The 21,049-nt window shown below is 39.9% G+C and carries 26 protein-coding genes; 9 read left to right on the forward strand and 17 right to left on the reverse strand.

What is annotated here, in order from left to right; genetic code table 11:
* Window positions 1-6: 6 nt before the first annotated feature.
* Window positions 7-1,245, forward strand: a complete 1,239-nt coding sequence (locus FB6_RS16580; RefSeq protein WP_254592226.1) for a TniQ family protein — start codon at window positions 7-9, stop codon at window positions 1,243-1,245.
* Window positions 1,239-1,961 (forward strand): hypothetical protein, encoded by a 723-nt coding sequence (locus tag FB6_RS16585; protein WP_254592227.1) that lies wholly within the window; start codon window positions 1,239-1,241, stop codon window positions 1,959-1,961. The genes FB6_RS16580 and FB6_RS16585 overlap by 7 nt, the downstream gene beginning before the upstream one ends.
* A gap of 223 nt (window positions 1,962-2,184) precedes the next feature.
* Here the strand turns inward: FB6_RS16585 and FB6_RS09870 are convergent, their stop codons facing one another.
* Window positions 2,185-2,865: a hypothetical protein gene (locus FB6_RS09870; RefSeq protein ID WP_217427338.1), complete on the reverse strand. Its 681-nt coding sequence runs from the start codon at window positions 2,863-2,865 to the stop codon at window positions 2,185-2,187.
* A gap of 344 nt (window positions 2,866-3,209) precedes the next feature.
* Between FB6_RS09870 and FB6_RS09875 the strand changes: the two genes are divergently transcribed.
* Entirely contained in the window at window positions 3,210-3,965 is a 756-nt protein-coding gene (locus FB6_RS09875; protein ID WP_174559830.1) for a DUF3800 domain-containing protein, read from the forward strand.
* A 163-nt stretch (window positions 3,966-4,128) separates the two neighbouring features.
* On the forward strand, window positions 4,129-4,734 hold the full coding sequence (locus FB6_RS09880) for a DUF805 domain-containing protein (RefSeq protein ID WP_174559831.1): 606 nt from the start codon (window positions 4,129-4,131) through the stop codon (window positions 4,732-4,734).
* Between the two features lie 43 nt (window positions 4,735-4,777).
* On the opposite strand, the gene FB6_RS09885 is transcribed toward FB6_RS09880, so the two are convergent.
* From FB6_RS09885 to rutD, 8 genes are all read right to left on the reverse strand, one after another.
* Window positions 4,778-5,191, reverse strand: a complete 414-nt coding sequence (locus FB6_RS09885; protein ID WP_174559832.1) for a TM2 domain-containing protein — start codon at window positions 5,189-5,191, stop codon at window positions 4,778-4,780.
* 228 nt (window positions 5,192-5,419) lie between these two features.
* On the reverse strand, window positions 5,420-6,292 hold the full coding sequence (locus FB6_RS09890; RefSeq protein ID WP_174559833.1) for an NAD(P)-dependent oxidoreductase: 873 nt from the start codon (window positions 6,290-6,292) through the stop codon (window positions 5,420-5,422).
* Window positions 6,293-6,301: 9 nt separating this feature from the next.
* Window positions 6,302-7,672, reverse strand: coding sequence for a pyrimidine utilization transport protein G (gene rutG, locus FB6_RS09895; protein ID WP_174559834.1), 1,371 nt, complete (start codon window positions 7,670-7,672; stop codon window positions 6,302-6,304).
* 34 nt (window positions 7,673-7,706) lie between these two features.
* Window positions 7,707-8,213, reverse strand: coding sequence for an NADH-dependent FMN reductase RutF (gene rutF, locus FB6_RS09900; RefSeq protein ID WP_254592230.1), 507 nt, complete (start codon window positions 8,211-8,213; stop codon window positions 7,707-7,709).
* A gap of 161 nt (window positions 8,214-8,374) precedes the next feature.
* Window positions 8,375-8,755, reverse strand: a complete 381-nt coding sequence (gene rutC, locus FB6_RS09905; protein WP_174559836.1) for a pyrimidine utilization protein C — start codon at window positions 8,753-8,755, stop codon at window positions 8,375-8,377.
* 25 nt (window positions 8,756-8,780) lie between these two features.
* Window positions 8,781-9,539, reverse strand: coding sequence for a pyrimidine utilization protein B (rutB, locus tag FB6_RS09910; RefSeq protein WP_174559837.1), 759 nt, complete (start codon window positions 9,537-9,539; stop codon window positions 8,781-8,783).
* Window positions 9,536-10,651, reverse strand: coding sequence for a pyrimidine utilization protein A (gene rutA / locus FB6_RS09915; RefSeq protein WP_174559838.1), 1,116 nt, complete (start codon window positions 10,649-10,651; stop codon window positions 9,536-9,538). The genes rutB and rutA overlap by 4 nt, the downstream gene beginning before the upstream one ends.
* A gap of 334 nt (window positions 10,652-10,985) precedes the next feature.
* Window positions 10,986-11,816, reverse strand: a complete 831-nt coding sequence (rutD, locus tag FB6_RS09920; protein WP_174559839.1) for a pyrimidine utilization protein D — start codon at window positions 11,814-11,816, stop codon at window positions 10,986-10,988.
* Window positions 11,817-12,194: 378 nt separating this feature from the next.
* Between rutD and FB6_RS09925 the strand changes: the two genes are divergently transcribed.
* Window positions 12,195-12,797, forward strand: coding sequence for a hypothetical protein (locus FB6_RS09925; RefSeq protein WP_174559840.1), 603 nt, complete (start codon window positions 12,195-12,197; stop codon window positions 12,795-12,797).
* A 37-nt stretch (window positions 12,798-12,834) separates the two neighbouring features.
* Here FB6_RS09925 and lysM read toward each other — a convergent pair whose 3' ends face one another.
* The 6 genes from lysM to FB6_RS09955 form a co-directional block, all read right to left on the reverse strand.
* Window positions 12,835-13,308, reverse strand: a complete 474-nt coding sequence (lysM, locus tag FB6_RS09930; protein WP_174559841.1) for a peptidoglycan-binding protein LysM — start codon at window positions 13,306-13,308, stop codon at window positions 12,835-12,837.
* Between the two features lie 187 nt (window positions 13,309-13,495).
* Window positions 13,496-13,732, reverse strand: a complete 237-nt coding sequence (acpP, locus tag FB6_RS09935; RefSeq protein WP_004651013.1) for an acyl carrier protein — start codon at window positions 13,730-13,732, stop codon at window positions 13,496-13,498.
* An 86-nt stretch (window positions 13,733-13,818) separates the two neighbouring features.
* The gene (gene fabG, locus FB6_RS09940; protein ID WP_174559842.1) at window positions 13,819-14,553 is read right to left on the reverse strand and encodes a 3-oxoacyl-ACP reductase FabG; all 735 of its coding nucleotides are present in this window, start codon (window positions 14,551-14,553) and stop codon (window positions 13,819-13,821) included.
* On the reverse strand, window positions 14,550-15,536 hold the full coding sequence (gene fabD, locus FB6_RS09945) for an ACP S-malonyltransferase (RefSeq protein WP_174559843.1): 987 nt from the start codon (window positions 15,534-15,536) through the stop codon (window positions 14,550-14,552). Before fabD ends, fabG begins: the two co-directional genes overlap by 4 nt.
* Before the next feature lie 158 nt (window positions 15,537-15,694).
* Complete coding sequence (gene rpmF, locus FB6_RS09950) at window positions 15,695-15,877, reverse strand: 50S ribosomal protein L32 (protein WP_005011848.1); 183 nt, start codon at window positions 15,875-15,877, stop codon at window positions 15,695-15,697.
* A 77-nt stretch (window positions 15,878-15,954) separates the two neighbouring features.
* Window positions 15,955-16,512: a YceD family protein gene (locus FB6_RS09955; protein WP_174559844.1), complete on the reverse strand. Its 558-nt coding sequence runs from the start codon at window positions 16,510-16,512 to the stop codon at window positions 15,955-15,957.
* Between the two features lie 97 nt (window positions 16,513-16,609).
* On the opposite strand from FB6_RS09955, the gene FB6_RS09960 reads away from it, so the two are divergent.
* Both FB6_RS09960 and FB6_RS09965 read left to right on the forward strand, forming a co-directional pair.
* On the forward strand, window positions 16,610-17,272 hold the full coding sequence (locus tag FB6_RS09960) for an elongation factor P hydroxylase (RefSeq protein WP_174559845.1): 663 nt from the start codon (window positions 16,610-16,612) through the stop codon (window positions 17,270-17,272).
* An 84-nt stretch (window positions 17,273-17,356) separates the two neighbouring features.
* Complete coding sequence (locus FB6_RS09965) at window positions 17,357-17,974, forward strand: L-threonylcarbamoyladenylate synthase (RefSeq protein ID WP_174559846.1); 618 nt, start codon at window positions 17,357-17,359, stop codon at window positions 17,972-17,974.
* 125 nt (window positions 17,975-18,099) lie between these two features.
* Here FB6_RS09965 and FB6_RS09970 read toward each other — a convergent pair whose 3' ends face one another.
* The gene (locus FB6_RS09970; RefSeq protein ID WP_174559847.1) at window positions 18,100-18,555 is read right to left on the reverse strand and encodes a hypothetical protein; all 456 of its coding nucleotides are present in this window, start codon (window positions 18,553-18,555) and stop codon (window positions 18,100-18,102) included.
* 98 nt (window positions 18,556-18,653) lie between these two features.
* On the reverse strand, window positions 18,654-19,373 hold the full coding sequence (locus tag FB6_RS09975) for a GNAT family N-acetyltransferase (RefSeq protein WP_174559848.1): 720 nt from the start codon (window positions 19,371-19,373) through the stop codon (window positions 18,654-18,656).
* 291 nt (window positions 19,374-19,664) lie between these two features.
* On the opposite strand from FB6_RS09975, the gene FB6_RS09980 reads away from it, so the two are divergent.
* Together FB6_RS09980 and scpB are read left to right on the forward strand one after the other, a co-directional pair.
* Complete coding sequence (locus FB6_RS09980) at window positions 19,665-20,459, forward strand: segregation and condensation protein A (RefSeq protein WP_174559849.1); 795 nt, start codon at window positions 19,665-19,667, stop codon at window positions 20,457-20,459.
* Window positions 20,456-21,046: an SMC-Scp complex subunit ScpB gene (scpB, locus tag FB6_RS09985; protein WP_174559850.1), complete on the forward strand. Its 591-nt coding sequence runs from the start codon at window positions 20,456-20,458 to the stop codon at window positions 21,044-21,046. Before FB6_RS09980 ends, scpB begins: the two co-directional genes overlap by 4 nt.
* Window positions 21,047-21,049 lie beyond the last annotated feature (3 nt).

A 21,049-nucleotide genomic window follows, 5' to 3' on the forward strand; every position in this document is an offset into this window, starting at 1 on the left:
ATAATTATGCAAAATACTCTTTTAATCCAAGCAATTCCTTATGAAGATGAATCACCAATCAGCTTCCTACTAAGAACCGCCAAACTTAATGCACATAGTTCAATCTTTAATTTAGTCGGTAAAGTTAATTATCAATCTATCATTAAGGAATCACTCAATTACCATCTTGTAGACGATGTTCGCTTTAGCTTAGTTTTGAATGCTTTAAATATAAATAGTGATTACTCATACCTAGCATTTGAAAGATCAGGTCCTACAAATAGATCACCTAGAATAATAGGTGCTATTGAAGTGGATCATGAATTGTTTGTATTAGATAACATACGCTACTGTCCTATTTGCCTTGCTGAAAATGCGTATTTAAAAAAATTATGGATGCTCAAACCAATTTATGCATGCCCAACTCATTCTTGTTTTTTAATCGATTCTTGTCCCAATTGTGACAATCCTATCACATTAAAAGCTAGTGTAAAAAACTGCTCGTGCTGTGGTTATGAACTGGATAAAGCCCCCACCAGAGAAGCAACGTCTCTTGAAACAATTTATTGGTTTATTGACGTTCTAAATATTAACTCCAATAAACTGTTTAAAGAGTTCACAGCTTGCTGGAAAGCCTTTAATGAATTTTTTGAATTTGATGGATCTAATACAGACTTAAAGGTCCTTCTTTATGTCTATGAATATTTTCAGAGTCCTGAAACTTCAGTAATCAAACTAAGCTCATGTATCCATTCACGTCGTGATTACTCTCACCCAAGGATTCAACTATTACCTTTTTTAAAGTATGAACGATTTTTCAAACAGCACATTCAAACTGTAGAAGAAAATGCTTACGAATACAAAATTAGCGGAAAAAGTATTTCTAGAAAACTTAGCAATCATCAGATAAAACGTGTTTTGAAGGTTTCTCGTTTCGAGCTTGAGAAATTGATAGAAAGTGACTATTTGAAGTTTGGAAACAAAGAGCTTTATCATGGAAATATCTCAAGTTTAGATATTGAGCGCTTTATTATGGGCTTAAATAATATAGATCAACCTACATTCGAAATACTAGATACAGTAACTATCTGTAATGATCGCATTGACTTAAAAGAGATTTCTAAAACTTTAGAAATCAATTATGAAACAGCAAGGAAACTGGCAAATAATGGATGGTTTGATGTAGACAAAAACGTTCAAATTGCAGATAAGCCTCAAATGTACTCAAAAAAAAAGTTCATATATTCGAAAGCAAATACATGCTAGTGGCAACGTTGGCTAAACAATTTAGAGTAAACCCTACAAATCTTGTGGAGAAATTAGAATCAATAGGTATAACGCCCGTTCATGGACCTCATATTGATTCGACCCCAATTAATATTTTTTTAAAAAACGATGTTCAAGATACTAATTCAAATGATTTAAACTCAATTCAACACTATCCCACACGTACTGGTAGACGAAAAGATACGCTAGGATCTTTAACTACCAGTTTGAATTATTACTCGCTAAGAGATGCAGCTACACTTTTAAAAATTAGCCCAAATAAAGTTGCAGTACTTGTTCAAAGAGGAATTCTTAACAAAGATAAGAAAAACCCTTTATCAGTTCAAATCCAAGCTTGCTCGCTGTTAAATCTTAAGAAGAAGCTCGATAGCGAGGATTATATTTCCTATCTAGATGCAACAAATCAATTAAATTGCCCTATCAATTGGATGCAAAAATATTGGTGTGAAACAGGTTTCTTAAACATTGAAAATCTAGTTTATTGGAAACTTGTAAGTAAGAAGGAGCTAACAGCTGTTTTAGAGCTAAAACAGGAATATGTTACTGGTGCTGAAGCAAGTGCAATTCTAAATATGCGTCACTCACATATTACCAACTTACAAACTCAAGGTTTTATAAAACCTTACTATTTTGGAAAAACAGATAAAAGAGTAAGGCTTTTCAAGAAGACCGACGTTTTAAAACTAATAATTTGAAATATTTTAACGGTGAGCTAAATCACGATTATAAGATTGTTTAGCTGGTACGATACAAAACCGCCATTAATGGCGGTTTTCAAATTAAAATAATGCTCAAGAAAAATTAATGTCTCCTAAGTTAGATGACCTAATCAACGATAATAGATTAGAGCGACTATTCTCAACAGACGCTAGCTACTGCACACTTCAACTCGAGATATTACAAATAGACCTTATTTCTTCATATAAAGGTGTCATTTAAAAATCCCCCTTCTAAAAAATTCTGAATATGAACATAAAACTCCCATTTAGCTGTTGGCTTTATCTTCTTTTCTATATTTAAACTCGGTTGAAATTGATATATAAGATGAGATTCAATACTATCTAAAAGTTCATGAGCTAAAGCTTCTGGTTGAATCCAATCAAGAGAAATATATTCCTCATCATCATGAAACCAAACTGTACTTCTATATATTTTCTTTTGCTTATTGCTATATTCTGGTGCATGGAGTTTTAAGGCTGCAGAATGTCCGCCATTAAATCGAGACGTATTCTTTGTCTTTCCAACATATACGAGCTCTTCGCTAGAATCATCCAAACAAGAAATTAAATAAATTGGTAATGATGGAAAAGGTGGCATTCCAAGATGCTCTAAAATCTGTTCCTGTTCCCATCTATCCAACGACCCTCCTTCCAATCCAGATATCAACTCACTTGCTGTTTCCAAATATTGTGCTGTATTTTCTCTTGACTCTCTTAAACTTAGCCACTGCATTTCTCTAGCGAGATGAAGAGGAGCAACTTCCTCAATTGAAAGCCAAACACTCCAATTATCTTTCGGTACATCAATATATCCTGGCGTATAAAAACGTTTAGGAATCGGCTGTCTACGTTCGATCCAAGATGACAAAGGCTTAAACATATACAAAAAATCCATTAATAATCAAACAGATCATAAAACTCACGTAAGAAGCACGAAAGAATATAATATTCTAGACATAATAATATAATCTAAAAACTGCTTTTCAGAAAATGACAGCTTATGTGTCGCAAAACTCGAAAAATGACACTAATTGTGTCGCAGAAGTTGTCATTAATTATCCCTAATGATATCTAAATATTTGATTTGTCATATTCTCGATGACAACTTATGTGTCGCATGATGTTTAGATTTATTTCTAAAAAGGGAGGATTCATTCCTCCCTTTTTTAATCCTCATACAGAATAAATTATTTAATCATTTAAAATCAAATAATTGAGGTTAAATTGACAATATATAATGCATATACAATATTTGCTGATGAAAGCGGCACCGATAACCTAAACAACTTTAAAGAGGATGACAGATACTTTGTTTTAGCCTTTTGCTTATTTGATAAAACTTATTACAGTCAAACAGCTGTTCCTAGCTTTCAAAAATTGAAGTTTGATACCTTTGGCTATGATCAAGTCATTATTCATGGTTATGACATGATGAACTGTATTGGTGATTTTGAATGCTTACAAGATTCAAAATTTAGAAAAGTTTTTCTAGGTCGACTGACCGAAATTATAGAGTCAACAAACTTTATTCTTATTGCAACAGTAATAGACAAATTGAAATTAAAAGAGAAATATATTATTCCACAGAATCCTTATGAACTTGCGTTAAAGTATTCCCTAGAACGTATTTATAGATTTATGAAAGAAAGGAAACAAGAAAATAGAGTTTCACACATTTCAATTGAAAGTAGAGGGAAGCAACAGAATTTGAAGCTAGAAGCCGCATTTAAAACCATAAAAAATGGTGAAAATTGGAAAAGTGAAAAGTTCCCTTTTGAAATTAAATTTATTGATAAAAAATCAAACTCTACTGGGTTGCAACTCGCGGACTTAGTAGCAGAACCAATTCGCTCACAATATTTAAGACCACATAAAGTTCATCCAAACTTTAAAAGTCTAGAGCAAAAATTTTATTGCAAAGGTGGGAGAAATCTTACTGGTATAAATTTTAATGGATATGGATTAAAAGTATTTCCATGATAGAAAATTCCCGCTTGTCGCGGGATTTTTTAATAATAAAAACTTTATTAATACAGCAACTTAAAAATGAATAATAAGTTTAAATTTTAATCACTTCTGCTATGATGACATGCAATAACAAGACTAAATTTATAACGTATACACATAAAAAATAGAGGTAAAAATGAAAGGTCAGATTCTAGATTATTCAATCCAAACCAATTCAGGCATTATCAGTGGCGATGACCAAAACCGCTACAATTTTACCGGTGCAGAATGGCGCGGACAACGCCCACCAACTCGTGGTGACCGGGTCGATTTTGATATCGATCAGTCCGGCAGCGCAGTTCAAATTTTTACAGCCTTAGGTCCAAGCAATCCCATACACAATATTTCAGAACAGTTAGACAAAATTTCCGACCAAAACAAGGAAGAAGAACAATTCAACATGATTGACTGGTTTGTCAAATGTCTCAAAAATTATGTGGTTTTTGAGGGGCGTGCACGACGTAAGGAATTTTGGTTTTTTATGCTCGTTTGTTTCATTTTAGGCATTATTGTACAAATGATTGATGCAATACTCGGTACTGACAAGTTACTGAATGGCCTATTAAATTTGGCTTTATTCCTACCAAGCCTGGCTGTAGGTACGCGTCGTTTACATGACACCAATCGATCAGGCTGGTGGCAACTTCTTATCCTGACTGTTATTGGCATTATTCCGCTCATTATCTGGTGGGCTTCAGACACCAAACGGGAAAATAATCAGTGGGGACAGCCTGCTAAATAAAGCAGACAAAAAAAGGGCGATCTCGCCCTTTTTTCAATCAGAATCAGCCATATTTTCGGGCAAAGTCTTCATCTGATGTACACAGATAAATAATGAATTCAATGAAAGCCACGATTGCCGGAATGAAGGTCCAGAAGAAAATCAGATAAACAATACCCCAGCCAATTTGCCCCAAATAAAATTTATGAATACCAAAGCCGCCAAGGAAAAAAGCTAAAATTGCAGCCACAATCCTATTTTTATCGCCGACTTGAGCTGGAAATGCAGAAGCTGAGCTGAGGATATAAATCTCATTGGCCTGTCCTATTCCATCTACAGTAAAATCAACTTTCTGACCCCGAGCCGGTGGAATTTGTCCACGCCAGTTTGCGCCAGAAAACTGGTAGCGAGGTTGGTCATCGCCACTAATCACACCCGAATTACTTTGAATGGAAAAGTCCAATATTTGCCCTTTCATAAAACCTCTTATTTTTCTTTATATTAGCTTTTTAAAGTATAGGTCGAATTGTTCATATTTAAAACAAATATTCACCTATTTCTAATTCGGATCATATCCAACTTGCGAACGTTTATCGTTTTTGGGCAGCTGGATTTCCTGCAATTGATGACCAAATGAAACAACAAAAAAAACCTGAATTTTTCAATCCAGGTTTTTAAGTAATCATACAATTCATGGGCGATGTATTTAGCTCAATTCAATCTGATTGATCTGCTCTAAACGTTGTACCGCAGCTGAAAAATCCAGTTGCCGGGCCTGTTCTTTTTTAATCAATGCAAACTGATCCTGAATTAAATGCATGCTTGGCAAATTCAGAGCTTGTTCCTGAATCAAATCGATGGCAATGCCTATATCTTTTTGCAACAGATCCAGAGCAAAAGTTTTATCAAAACTTCGACTGAGTACCCGCTGCGCCATGATATTTTCAGACATGCTGCTTTTGCCACTGGAATGGTTGATACAGTTCAAAGCCGCAGACAAATCTACCCCTTTCGACTTCAGCACGGTTAAACCTTCTGCCAAAGCCCATAAATGGGTCGCCATTAAAGTATTGTTAATGGCTTTAACCGCAAAGCCTGAACCACTTTCCCCCACATATTCAATCAGACCCGCAAAAGCCGAAATAATCGGTTTAGCACGCTCAAAAGCATCGACATCTCCACCAATCATCACGGTTAAAGTACCTCTTTCCGCACCGATGGTCTGACCTGAAACCGGTGCATCCAGATAGGCAACCCCTGTTGCTTTCAGACTTTGACTTAAAGATTGCGCCGATTGAGGAACACCACTGGTGCAATCAATCCAGATACTACCCGGCTTGGGTGGATTTTCTGCAATCAGCTGCTCTACATCCACACTGGTGGGCAAGCAGGAGAAAATAAAATCAGCCTGCACTGCTTTTGCTACATCTACGGACTGTGTTTGAAAAAGCACAGAATGATGATCTGCCTTGGACTCAGTTCTGTTCCACACCCAGACTTCATGACCAAGTTTAGGAAGATGGGAGGCCATATGCCACCCCATTGCCCCGAGTCCAATAAATGCAATTGTATGACTCAAAATAAACTCCTAATGGTTAACTGCTGAAGTCGCTGAAGTATCAGTGTCAATACTGCTTAAACTTGCTTCGGCTGTGCCATCTTTTTCTTCACCACGATTCAAGAACAGGTTCAATACAATTGCCGCCAAAGTTGCTGTACCAATACCGCCTAAATCGAAGGAACCAATGTGCAAACTGAAGTTACCCGCGCCCATAATCAGGCTGACTGCTGCAATAATTAAGGTACTGTTTTTAGTGAAATCGACCTTGTTGTCCACCCAGATTTTGGCACCCGCGACCGTAATCAAACCAAAGACCACAATCGATGCACCACCGAGTAATGCCACCGGAATGGTACTAATCACTGCACCAAACTTTGGTGATAAGCCTAGTAAAATGGCAAACACGCCCGCAACCACAAAAATGGTGGTTGAATACACCTTCGTAACAGCCATCACCCCAATGTTTTCAGCATAGGTGGTCATCCCTGTGCCGCCCACGGATGCAGACATAGTGGTACACACACCATCCGCCAAAAATGCACGTCCCATATAAGGTGAGAGGTTTTTACCGGTCATCGCCGATACTGCTTTAAAGTGCCCCAGATTTTCTGCAACCAGAATAATCGCCACAGGTGCAATCAATAGCATTGCATTGGCATTAAAGACTGGACTTTGGAAAGTAGGTAGACCAAACCAAGCTGCATTGGAAATGACTGAAAAATCGATGGCTTTACCAAAGCCCATCATGTTGGCGAGCACAAAATAAACCAGATAGGAACTACATAGCCCCAGTAACAACAAAAGACGGCGAACCATACCACGAGTAAACACCGCTACAGCACTGATACAGATAATGGTGACGACAGCCATCCAGGTATCGAAGCTACTTGCTGACACACTCTTGATGGTGATTGGGGCTAAATTCAGACCAATAATCATGACAATCGCACCGGTCACAATTGGTGGCATCAGCTTTTCAATCCAGCCGGTTCCAGTTTTCATCACAATCAGGCCAATCGCAGCATAGATCAGACCGCAGACCATGGTGCCACCCAGTGCCAGCCCGATATTCGGATTGGAGCCAGCTCCGGCATAACCGGTCGCGGCAGCCACTGCCCCAATAAAGGCAAAACTTGATCCCAGATAACTTGGCATTCGCCCGCCAGTGATCAGAAAGAATAAAATGGTGCCAATCCCGGTGATAAAAATCGTCAGATTCGGATCAAAGCCCATTAACAATGGTGCGAGTACGGTAGCCCCAAACATGGCAAAAGCATGTTGCAGACCCAAAACCATACTTTTACCAGCAGGTAAATATTCATCCACCTGCACCGGTGTGACATCTAGATTGCCTTGATAAGGCTTAAATTTCGGGAACCACGATTCTTTTTCTTGCATGGGTTTCCCCTCCCCTTAAATTAGGAATATTGGATTAGTTCATTGGTTGAGGCTCACAATAAGCACGGTTAAAATACATCAATGCATTGCTGCCCTGATTTTGTTGCATCGCCTTGACCTGACAGATCAGCACATCATGGCTCCCCACAGACATGCTCTGTACCACTTCGCAGTCAAAGGAAACGAGTGCATCTTGTAAAACAGGTGCTTGCGTGATCAAGGTTGACCATATGCCACGCAAGAATCGTTCCGACATGGGCGTTTTTCCACCAAAAATATTGGATAAATCTTTTTGATGCGCCGCCAAGGTATTTACACAAAGCACCTGATTTCGTTTAAAAGTCTCAAATACCGAGGCAGAACGATTCAAACACACCAGCAAGGTTGGTGGTGTATCAGTCACACTACATACAGCTGAAGCGGTAAAACCGGCCTGCCCGGCTGCACCATCCGTCGTGATCACATTCACGGCTGCACCTAAATTGGACATTCCCTGCCTAAAGGTCAACGGATCGATGTCCTGAGACTCTTCGTTTGCCATTTGGAACCTATGTGCATGTTGTACATCATCTGTAGCAGATTGAAGAGACATTATTTTGCTGTTCATCGGCTTCTCCCTGAATGAAATCTGGTCTGGATGATTAAACTCAGATTTCAATGCTATTGGTTTTAATCACGCAATTTGATTAATGGTTAGTTTGCTTATACATGGGCAATTGAAGCGATTTCCACTAAAGCATCAGGTTTGACCAACCCGGTTTGTACGCAGTAGCGCGCAGGTTTATCGCCTGGAAAATATTCAGCATATACACTATTAATGGCGGCATAATCGGCCCAATCTTTAACAAAAACATGGTTAAAGGTCACGTCATCCATCGTTCCACCTGCTGTTTCAATCACTTTTTTGATGGTTTCCAGAATATGTCGTGCTTGGCCAGCAGCATCGCCTACATGCACCACATTATTGTTCTCGTCAAAAGCCAAAGTTCCCGATACATACACGATATTGTTGGCTTTCGTTGCCGGAACATAAGGTGCAAGCGGTTTTGAAGTTCCTTCTGGAATAATGATTTCTTTAGGCATACTGTTCTCCGAATCTGTTATAGATTTAAGCCGATTTTTCTAATTGCGCTTGAGGCTGAAAGGTGGTTACAAAGTTTTCTGTGTCTGAAACCCAGCCAAAGAAAGTTTTAATGTTATACAAACTTGCGGCATGGGCTTCTGCCGGACCTGCCTGATAGCAGGCATCTGCCAGCGCTACACCGAAATATTCCAGAAAGAAGCCATCACGCAAGGTCGATTCCACACAGACATTGGTGGCAATCCCGACAAACACCAGATTACGAATGCCTTTACAGCGCAACATGCTGTCCAAAGCGGTATTAAAGAAGCCGCTATATCGTGGTTTTTCAATCACAATGTCTTGTGCTAAAGGCTGCAATTCATCAATCAGTTCAAAGTCCCAATGCCCTTTTGCCAGCAAGGTGCCTTGCAATTCAGGACGCTTGCGCATGGTTTTTAAGGCATTGGATTTATGAAAATTTGGAGAATCAACCCCACCTGCTTCTACATATTGCTCATCCCAACCATTTTTGAAATAAATCACCTGAATGCCTGCCGCATGTGCTGCATCCACCGCCTTTTTGATGTTCTCCACCACCGGTTTGGTTTTCGATACATCAAAACCGGCCAAGTCTAAATACCCACCCTCAGAGGTATAGGCATTTTGCATGTCTATCACGATCAGCGCTGTTTGCTCTGGAGCAAGCTGGATGGCTTCCGGTTCAGCCTTTAACACTTTTCCGCTGCCTGCTGTTTGGGTAAATCCGGCACAGACCACATTCTCTAAAGCTTCATTGCTATTCATGCTGATTTCTCCAAAACTGCGACTGGAGCCGCTTCACCGTCCAGCACAATATGTTCACGGCATTTCATTAAAGGCTGAATTTTTTGACCAAAATCCTCGACTCCTTGAATAAAGTCATCAAAGGTTAAAAGAATGCCTTCAGTTCCGTCTATTTCACCAATTTCATCCAGCATTTTTGCAACATTTTCAAAAGAACCGACAATAGTTCCCATGTTGATATTGACCGGTGAAACACTGGATGCCATTTGGCGAATATTGGTATCAGCGCCAGATTTGGTATCTTTGCCGCCCTGATTCATCAGCCAGTTAATTGCTTCAACATCTGCCCCATCGTTATAGCTTTGCCATTTGGCAAAAGCAGCTTCATCGGTTTCTGCAGCAATCACCATAAACAGCACATAAGTCTGTACATCACGACCGGTTTTATCCGTTTGTGCTTTTAAGCGGTCATTGATCTCGGCATAGGCCGTCGGAGTATTCAGACCTTTACCAAACACAAAGTTGTAATCAGCATATTTGGCAGAGAATTCAAGACCGCTATCCGATTGTCCAGCACAAATGATTTTCATATCAGCTTGTGGCACCGGACTAACTCGGCAATCTTCCATCTGGAAATGCTCACCTTTAAAGTCCGATTTTCCCGTAGCCCATAGTTCACGTAAAATTTCTACATATTCAGATAAATAATCATAACGCTTGGCAAAGTATTCATCCCCTGGCCACATACCCATTTGGCTATATTCAGGGGCTTGCCAGCCTGTGACCACATTCAGTCCAAAACGTCCATTGGAAATGGAATCAATGGTGGATGCCATGCGGGCCACAATCGCAGGTGGCATAACCAAAGTTGCAGCCGTAGCATAAATCTTGATTTTGCTCGTTACAGCCGCCAGTCCAGCCATTAAGGTAAATGTTTCGAGGTTATGATCCCAAAATTCGGTTTTGCCACCAAAGCCACGTAGCTTGATCATGGAAAGTGCAAAATCAAATCCATAATGTTCTGCACGCTGCACAATTTGCTTGTTCATTTCAAAACTTGGTTTATATTGCGGTGCATTTTCCGAGAGCAACCAGCCATTATTTCCGATTGGACAAAAGACGCCTATTTTCATTTCGAATACCTCTTTTTTTTACCATCTGGTTATCAATCTGCTTCAAGTCATTATCTTGAATTTGTTATATTTGATATTTAGCATATTCTATGCCAATTATTTTTAATTATTATTTATCAAATATTTATAATTTATTTATTTTAACAAACAGTAAAATAGAAAATTAGACCACTGCACCGTTATGGCTATTTTGGCTCCAAAAAAATGCATTATTGGATAAAAAACAGGCCCTGAATTTTTGGCAATACTGGAATTATTTCACTAAAATTCAAGCAAAAAAAACCGCGATATCAAGATCGCGGTTCAGTCAAAAAATAGCTTCGATTGCATTGAATCAGCCTGTAACACCCGACAAGGAAGCTTCAGGTGCAAAATGCTTTTGCAGAAATTCAAGGATAGTGCTATTCAGCAGTTCAGTCTCTGTCACCGTAGATGCATGTGCGCCAGAGGCAAGAATACTGAGTTGCCCATGACCGAGTCGCTGTTGTAAATCCGTGGACTTTTGTACCGGCACTAAAAAATCATCCTGATTGGCAATGAAATGCAACTGACTATGTTGCAATGCCCGTTTGTGCTGATCGTTAATTTTAAATAGCTGCGCAGCCTGAATGCGCTTGAGTACATTTTGATGAGGCGGAAAATCTTCAAGCTGAATATTTTCTAAAGTCTTTAAATGTTGATGATGCTTTGAAATCCAGGCTGGTGGATATAGAAATAATCCCTGTGCCCGCACATAAGCCTCTGCACCTGAACATTTTAATAATTCGGTACGTGCCTCAAAACATTTTTGCGTATGCGGATCGAGTTCATCCCAAGAATTTATACAGGTCAAGCTGAGCAATCCAAACTCAGTCGAATTGACCAATATCGCCAGTTCCGCACCAATAAAGCCACCAATCGCATGTCCTACAAAATGAAAGCGGTGAATACTTTCTCGCTTTAGAATTTCATGTAACTGCTTTGCCATATCGCCAAAGCTATAGGGATCAGGCAAAATGGCTGAGTCCGCATGACAACCTTCCTGATCATAAGCCAGCACATGAAAATAGCCAGATAAAGCGGCAATTTGTGGTTTCCAGAAACTGGCATGGCCACCTAAACCTGAAGCCAAAACCAGATAATCAGCTTCTTCATGTTGTGTACAGCGATGAATTTGAAAGCTCATTTTTACCGTTCATTAAAAATTAATTCACTATGGAACAGCAAAATTTGTGCCTGAATAAAGTTCATACTGCATTAAAATATAGAGATGGAAATATTATATAAAACAATAAAGAATAAAAACTTAAAACGCTCAGTAACAACATTTACCTGTCCATTCAAATCTACAACAGAAATAGATAAATCCATGTAAGATTAAAACTTAAAATAAAATAATCTAAGAAAACAGGATGCTAAAAAATATTAAAAAAATTCAACTACTATTGATTAGAGGAGGCAAATTGATAACCATCATGTGCAATCTCTGTCCCACAATGGAACAGTCTCTGCGCTAGTAATAGCAATCATGCCCTATTTATACTTTTTTAAAAGGTGCGGGTTCATGGACATAGCAACTGAATATCCTCTATTTCAATGTCGTTATCTGCCTCGCTATCTAATTGCACTGATCTTTATTCCTGCCCTGTTTATTGTTTTAGCGCAGCACTCACTCAGTACCTTTTCTCAGGTTCAAGATTTGAGTAGCCTGATTCAGTATTTATTGCATCAATCCACGCCGGGTTGGTTCATGCTGACGCTCTTCATCATGCTGGCATTTATCGCCCTTAATATGAAATTTGTAGTCACCAGCAAAAGCATATCCATACAAAGTTTTGGAATAAAGCTCAGGAATCTGGTGCAACGTAATAAGCTGTTAAAAACCCAGCTGTACTGCTCTCATCTCTTAAAGTCTCGTACCCTTAAGCCAACCAGAGCAAAAGTCTTAAGCCAAGAGCAACATTGGAAAACGAGTAGTATCGGCTTTATTTTAAAGCTAGAGTTTCGCAAACAATATAAAATGACACATGTTGATCTGAATATGTTTAATGAAGATAACCGCAGGCAACTGATTAAGATTTTGGTGCAACACTATTATTTAGACCCTAAAAAATTGTTAGATAGAAAACAACTTGCCAGACTTAAACTACAACACAAACCTCGATAAAAAAGGCGCTCAAAGCGCCTTTTCCATATAGTCCAACTTAAGCGGGAATACGCAGGACTTGCCCTGGAAAAATGTCATCTGCATTTTTTAACAATGGGCGGTTAGCTTCAAAAATTTTATTATATTGATTGGCATCACCATAATATTCTTTTGAAATTTTAGACAAGGTGTCACCAGATTTTACTGTATAAAATTTGCTTTCTGGTTCAGGCGTAGCGACGGTCATTTGATCATCCACTTGTGCCACATGATCGACATTTCCGACTGCTAACACAATTTTTTCACGATCTGCCTGACTTTGCACCTGACCTTTAATCGTCGCTAAATCAGAAGTACTATTATAGCTCACAGACAAGCCAGTCACTGGCAAGCCCAAAGCCTTGATATGGCCGAGCAGTTTATTGGCAATTTCCTGTGCTGAGGGTTCAACTGGAGTGGCTGGTGCAGCTTGTTGCTCTGCTGGCGCTGTATTCTTTTTACCAATACCTTTGACAAAATCAAAAAGACCCATTGTATTTCTCCATCATTGTTATTCATGCTTTTTTAAAAGAGTACTCTTTTTTTATACATAACTTTGTCAGGTGGAAAGGTTGTCTTTGGTGAAACAAAAGTAAAGATATGTAATTTATACTTTTGATCTGCAATAAAAAAGCCACCTGATGGTGGCCTTTTTATATTCAGCAGAGCTGAAACAACGATTAACCTAGTTTCTTAGAAACATAGTCAATTGCTGATTGAACAGTTGTGATTTCGTTAGAATCTTCATCAGGGATAGTGATGTCAAAATCATTTTCGAAAGACATAACAAGCTCAACTAAGTCTAAAGAATCAGCACCTAAGTCATCCATGAAAGATGCTTCGTTTTTAATTTCTTCAGCTTTAAGACCAAGTTGTTCTGCAACCGCTTGTTTGATACGTAGTTCGATATCGCTCACAGGAATTCTCCTCATTGCTTGTGGCGTTTTTAATGCCGTTAGTTTAATTGAATATATTATTTTTGCAAAGTTTATACATCAGCCAATTAGCTCATGTATAAACCGCCATTTACATGTAAAACAGTTCCAGTGATATAACTTGCTTTCTCGCTCGCTAAAAAACTCACTGCATTTGCGATATCTTGTGGATCTCCCAAACGGTTCAATGCCACTTGATCACTCATTTTTTTGCGAATGTCTTCGCTTAATTGGTCAGTCATTTCTGTTGCAATAAAGCCAGGTGCCACAGCGTTCACCGTAATCTGGCGGCTGCCCATTTCTTTTGCAAGACTACGACCAAACGCTTCAATCCCTGCTTTGGCAGCAGAATAGTTCGCCTGACCTGGGTTTGCAAAATGTGCAACAACAGAACTGATGTTAATAATGCGGCCAAAACGTGCTTTGGTCATGCCTTTTAAAACACGTTTAGACAAGCGGTATACAGCCTTCAAATGAATATTGAGAATATCATCCCAGTCATCTTCAGACATACGCAGTAACAAATTATCTTTGGTAATACCCGCATTATTCACTAATGCAAGAACAGGACCATATTTTTGTTCAATGTCTGTAACCAAAGCATCAATTGCTGTCGCATCACGTACATCCAGTACTGCACCAGCACCATTTTCAGCAAAATTCGCAGATAATTTTTCTGCGCCTGCCTCAGAAGTTGCTGTACCCACCACAAAATAACCGTCTTGAATCAATTGCTGAGCGATGGCTGCACCAATCCCTCTGCTCGCACCGGTCACGAGTGCGACTTTGCGTTCCTGTGTCATGCAATTTTTCCTTCAGCCACTAAAATGGCATTTAATGCATCTTCCATACGCACTTTCGTGTCGAGTGGGAATGCTTTTTCGATATTTGGTAAACGCTTCGCCAAATTGGCAAGTACATTACCCGGACCACACTCAACCACATATTGCACGCCTTCATCTTGAAGGAATTGCATGGTCTTGGTCCACTGCACAGATTGAAACAATTGTGCAGTTAATGCCTGACGTAACCCTGTCACATCTTGCGCAATTTCCGCGTTGACATTTTGTATTACAGGAAGGCTAGGTAGCTCAATGGCAGTTTGTTCCAAAGCGGCTGCAAACTTCTCGGCAGCTGGTTTCATCAATGAACAATGTGACGGAACCGATACTGGTAATGCAATAGCTTTACCTGATTGTTCTTTTGCCAATTCAATCACTGCATCCACAGCATCTTTACTGCCCGCAATCACCACTTGGCCTTGCGCATTAAAATTGGCTGCTTCTACACTGCCCTTACCTGCAGCACTGGCTTGTGCACAAAGTTCAATCACTTTGTCATCATCAAAGCCTAAAATAGCCGCCATCGCGCCCTGACCTTGTGGAACGGCATCTTGCATGAGCTTGCCGCGCAAGTTCACCAGTTTAACAGCATCGCCCAGGCTCATTGCTCCAGCAGCCACCAAGGCACTGTATTCACCCAATGAGTGACCCGCCAGATATTTAGGTGCAACACCACCCAACTCTAACCACACGCGCCATAAAGCAATACTTGCAGTAAGCAATACAGGCTGAGTAAATTCGGTTTGATTTAAGCCTTCACCACTTTGCGCAATGTGCCACAAGTCAAAACCAATTGCTTCCGATGCTTCAGCAAAAGTGTCAGTCACACCGCTAAACTGTTCTGCAAGTTCAGCCAACATTCCCACTTTTTGCGAGCCTTGACCAGGAAAAACAAATGCAGTTTTTGTCGCTTGAGCTGCTTGCTCGAGTCGTTTAGCAGACATATAAAAATCCTTTCATGAACCTAAGCTCGTTTATGGAGCGAAATTTAACACTTAATTTTTGCTTTGGTAATTGCCAAATACAACAAAAAACGGCAATAAAAAAAGGGAGCTTTCGCTCCCATTTTTTCTACTAAGCTTGACGCTTAATACACCGTATATTATTCAGCAGATGCTTTAGCGAATAATTGACGACCACGGTAAACACCATCTTTAGTCACGTGGTGACGACGATGAGTTTCACCTGTAGTTTGGTCTACAGTTAATGCATTCTCGGTTAAAGCGTCATGTGAACGGCGCATGTCACGGCGAGAGCGACTTTTACGGTTTTGCTGAACGGCCATGATGGCTCCTTACAAAGATCGAAAAAATGGATCAGAACAAATTCGATTGTCTTATACGCGAGAGTATAACACAAAAATTAGTTAAGTTTACCCTTCAAACTTGCCAAAACGTCAAACGGGTTATCCCGCTTTTCTTCGACAATGTTATCAGTGGCAGGTTGATGCTTATGCTCACAAACGTCATGCTTAGGAGACAAAGGCATCAACAATAACAATTCATCTTCTATCAGAGAGAGTAAATCAGCGGTTGCAGGAGCATCATAGCTACCTTTTGTCGTTGCTTCACTTTCACCCAAGACGATGAAATCAGCATCCTCATCCAAGCGCTCTATCAGTGATTCATCATCCACAAGCGCTAAATGAAAGTCTGAAACGAGAGGAATTTCAACAGAATTCAGACAACGCTGACATTCCATTGGCACTTTCGTTTCAACATGACCATCTAACCATACGATACGATGATACGCATCCATTGATAGCTTACAGTCTATATTGATCAATTGATTATCAATTGACCCAACAGCTTCACGGGAAATTCGAACAAAGCGAGACAATGGCAGTGTACCTGACCATGTAAAGCCTTGTTCAGCCCATTTAAACGGCTCAATCTGTGCCGGAAAGGTATTTGCTGACATAATTAAGGCGGCAATTCTACAAATTCATCGGTACTCTGTCAAAGATTAAGATACAATTTTGTACTTATTTAGACAGATCATTTGGGTAATACAAGTCATGCATCAGTTGCAGCCGCAACCTGAAGTCACAACTTCATTACGGTTAACCTCTCATTCAACCTCAAATTCTGTGGTTTCTGTAGACCATGTGCAACTCTCACCTTGGGCCAGTTTGCAGACAGAAGTTCAACAAGTAGATTGGCTTATACTACACTTTAATCACTGGTTTTCCCACTTAAATGTGAGTTTAGTCAAAGGTGACTTTGAACCTGAATATTTTCCGGCAACGGAAGATGCCCCTGCCCGCATTCAATTTGCCCATGGCTTCTTTAATAGTGCCCTACATGAGATCAGTCACTGGAGTATTGCTGGCGACAAAAGACGACTATTAGCCGATTTAGGTTATTGGTATGCCCCAGATGGCCGTAGCGCAGAACAGCAGGCTTTATTTGAACAGGTAGAAATCAAGCCGCAAGCGATTGAATGGATGTATGCTACTGCCTTTGGACGAAAGTTCCGCGTTTCCCTGGATAACCTGACTGGTGACGGCGGTGATGGTAGCAGCTTTAAGGACAATGTCTTTGCGCAAGTGCAACGTTATTTTTTGGGTGAAGCAAAGCTTCCACGCGATGCTGCACATTTTATTGCATGTATCTGCGCCTGCACCCGGGGTGGCAAAACATTACAAAGTGACGAATTTCAGCGTGAAATGCTGGATTAAATTACATAAATTCATCAAAGCCTGATTGCAAGACTTTGTTAATTCAACAGATAATATCTAAAAATAAGTCGGGAGCGAATAACTATGCTGCATTTAAGAGTACATCCTGATAATCCACAACCGCGTTTGATCAGTCAGGCAGTAGAACGTATTCGTGCCGGGGATGTCGTGGTTTATCCAACAGATGCCGCTTATGCCATTGGCTGCCAGATTGGAAATAAAAATGCCATGGAACGGATCTCGCAAATTCGTGGTCTAGGTCCAAAACATCAATATGCCATTATCTGCTCTGACTTATCCGATATTGCCACTTACGCTAAAGTGGACAATGCCATGTATCGTCTACTGAAAAACAATACTCCCGCAGTCACCACCTTTATTTTGCCCGCGACCAGTGAAGTACCACGCCGGCTCATGCATCCGAAAAAGAAAACCATCGGTCTACGCATCCCGAGCAATCCAATCTGTCAAATGCTGCTCAAAGAGCTGGGGGAACCACTATTAACCAGTACCCTGATTCTTCCCAATCATGAAGATCCGCTAGATGACCCTTATGATATTGAAATGGAATTAAGTAAGCGGATTGATGTATTTGTAGATGGTGGCCTGGGTACTTTAAGTACCACCAGTATTGTCGATTTATCTGGCGATCATCCCGAAGTGATTCGTCGAGGTGCTGGGGATATCAGCGCTTTTGAATAAGTGCTTTTTCCTGCATTCCTGAATGCAGGAAAAATCAAATATTGCTTTCTTTTTTTGAGTGAAAATTACTACTTATTCAGAAACATCTAACTTGCACATATCTTTTAATATCTGCTTTTATTTAGTTATATAATCTGATTAAAATTCGGACATTGAGACAGATTTTGCTTGGCCTGATAAATTTCTTGTCTGTATTTATTCTGAATAATATAAGTTGCTGTGACCTGATCATCCTTATAGACGGTTAAATAGGCCTTGACCAAATCCGGTTCCTGACCTTTTAATTTATCTAGAATTGAACAACCTAACTGATTGACATTGTTTTTAATCGGATCTGGAACCAGTTTCCCATTAAACTCTGTCAAATGCATATAAGTAATAATATTCGGATACTGATTTAAAATATCCCCTTCTATAGGTAAGCCAGTACTTTTAATTTGCTGGCGCATCGCATCATCCATATGAATATTTTTTAAGGTATCACGTGCTTGCTGTTGAAACTTATGCTTCCAATACAGCTCAGTTCCCCCAAATAAGCCTGCAATGATGAGCACCCCTGCTATCACAAATTTTAAATTCATCCCCTAACCTACTTATACTTATCAAAAAATTATTATTATGCAAAAAATATCACACTTTTAACTTAATTCAACGATAAAGTTTTGTTTTTAGGATTTTTTTATTGAACCATCAAATCTTTTAAACGCTGCTTCTGTTTACCCTCTTGATCAAAATTATCTGCATGCAACCATGCCATATAAGCGTATTTCAAAACACTCCATTCTTCATCTAATATAGAAAACCAGGCTGTATTACGATTACGCTGTTTATAAATACGATCTTGCCTAAAGACTCCCTCAAACTGAAACCCATATCGAAGTGCTGCCTGCTTAGAGGGTACATTTAACTCATCACATTTCCATTCCACCCTGCGATAGCCAAGAGAGCACGCTTCCTGAAGCAATAAATAGATGGTTTCTGTAGCAGCTGTTGAGCGCTTCATAGCATGAGAAAAATAGACATTGCCAATTTCGATGGCTTGATGCTCAGGTCGAATATTCAAAAAAGCGACCCACCCCACAATATGCTGGTTAAGCTCTATTAAATAATGCACAGCATTTGCAAAATTAAACTGTGAGTTTAGAAACTGTTGTAGCTGTTGCAAGCTTTGTGGAGCATCATAAGTTAGATAGGTCCAGCATTGATGGTCGACTTCTGTCTGTATAACCTGCCAGAGCTGTTCCAATCGAGTCTGGGTTAAATTACTGGAAGTAAGCTGTCGCAAACAGACTGTTGACCCATTGAGATCCTGCTGAGGCACCTGTGCTTGCGGTGTCGCAATATCAAAGCCAATCGGCTGTCCATATTCATTTTCTTGTCTTTTTTGATAATGTGGCATTCGTGAGTTCTCTTTTTTTTGTGACATATAGTGCATAAAAATTGGCTTTTACTCTACAAAAAGATGACTCGGAACATGAAATGGCGAATATTTCCCTGCTAAAAATTGATAATCCCTATTTATTTTAGGTTTTTTTATTTTTTGTTCGTTTTGGTAATTTATTTAGAGCGCATTTTCCTTTAGACTACGCAGATTAAATCTATGCTTTTTCTCATCATACTTATCCACTCTGAAAGCTGATCCGAAATTGCATTTTCATGCCTTTGAAAATTCGCGTGGCCAATAACTGCAATGAATCAATCCGTCCATAATCCTATGGAGCAAACTTCACACATCCGTGTTATGGATGAGTGGCAAGATACGATTCCAGAGGATTTATACATTCCTCCTGCTGCATTTGAAATTCTACTAGAGCATTTCGAAGGACCACTCGACTTTCTAATTTACCTGATTCAAAAAAGCGGTTTTGACTTATTACAGCTGGATATTGCGCCAATTGCCGCTCAGTATCTGTCGTATATGGATGCCATGAAGTCGCTCAATATTGAGCTGACCGCAGACTATATGGTGATGGCCGCATTATTGGCAGATCTAAAATCGCGACTGCTATTACCAAAGCCAAGCTCCGCTGTACTGATTGAAAAAGATCCAAAACAAGAACTGATTGACCGGCTTGAAACTTACTTAAGAGTGAAACAGGCGGCTGAACGCTTAGGACAAATGCCTGTTCTGGAACGTGATACCTTCCCGACCAATGTCAGTCTGGGAGATATAGTTCAGAACAACGAAGGCTATGATGTCAGCCTTTTGCAGGATGCCCTGTTTTGTGTGTTTAACCGACCAGAACCGATCACCCATCAAATTCAGCAAGAACCTGTTTTACTGGAAGAACGGATTGCTTTTATTGAAAGCAAGATTGCCTCTGGTGAAGTTTTAGAGTTTGCAGCCCTGTTACGCCCAATTCAAGGGCGCATGGGCGTTGTGGTTACATTCATGGCTGTTTTAGAATTGACCCGTCAACAACGTATTCAGATTGTGACTTCAGGTGTTGAAGCTCCACTTTCAATTCAGGGAGTGAAAGCATGATTGAACAACAAAGCACTCCGGTATCGAAAGAAGAAAATTTACATGAAGTATTGATGCAACTGGAAGCGATTATTTTTGCCAGTGAAACTGCAGTTTCGCTTGCACGTTTGAAAGAAGCGTTCCAAAATCAATATACTAAACAAGAATTGCGTCAATGCTTACAACAACTTTCCATGCTACAACATGGCAGGTCGATCGAACTGGTGGAAACAGCACAAGGTTTCCGTTTTCAGGTTCGTGCTAAATATCGCAATATCATTACCCAAGTTTGGCCTGAGCGACCAACTCGCTTATCGCCAACCATGCTCGAAACGCTTGCTGTCATTGCTTATCATCAACCAGTAACACGAGCAGATATTGAGCAGATTCGTGGCGTATCAAACAATAGTCAAATACTCCGATCATTGTTTGACTGGAACTGGATTAAAGAATCCGGTTTCAGAGAGCTACCGGGAAGACCCGCGTTGTTAGTTACAACGCCACAATTTTTAAACGCTTTTGGCCTGGAGTCTTTAGGTCAATTGCCTCCCCTGCAGGATGCCAAGGAAGCTTTTATGGCGCTCGATGCTCACGCACCGAAGTCATAGATA

Source organism: Acinetobacter bouvetii, from assembly GCF_902753875.1.
GTDB classification, from domain to species: Bacteria; Pseudomonadota; Gammaproteobacteria; order Pseudomonadales; family Moraxellaceae; genus Acinetobacter; species Acinetobacter bouvetii_A.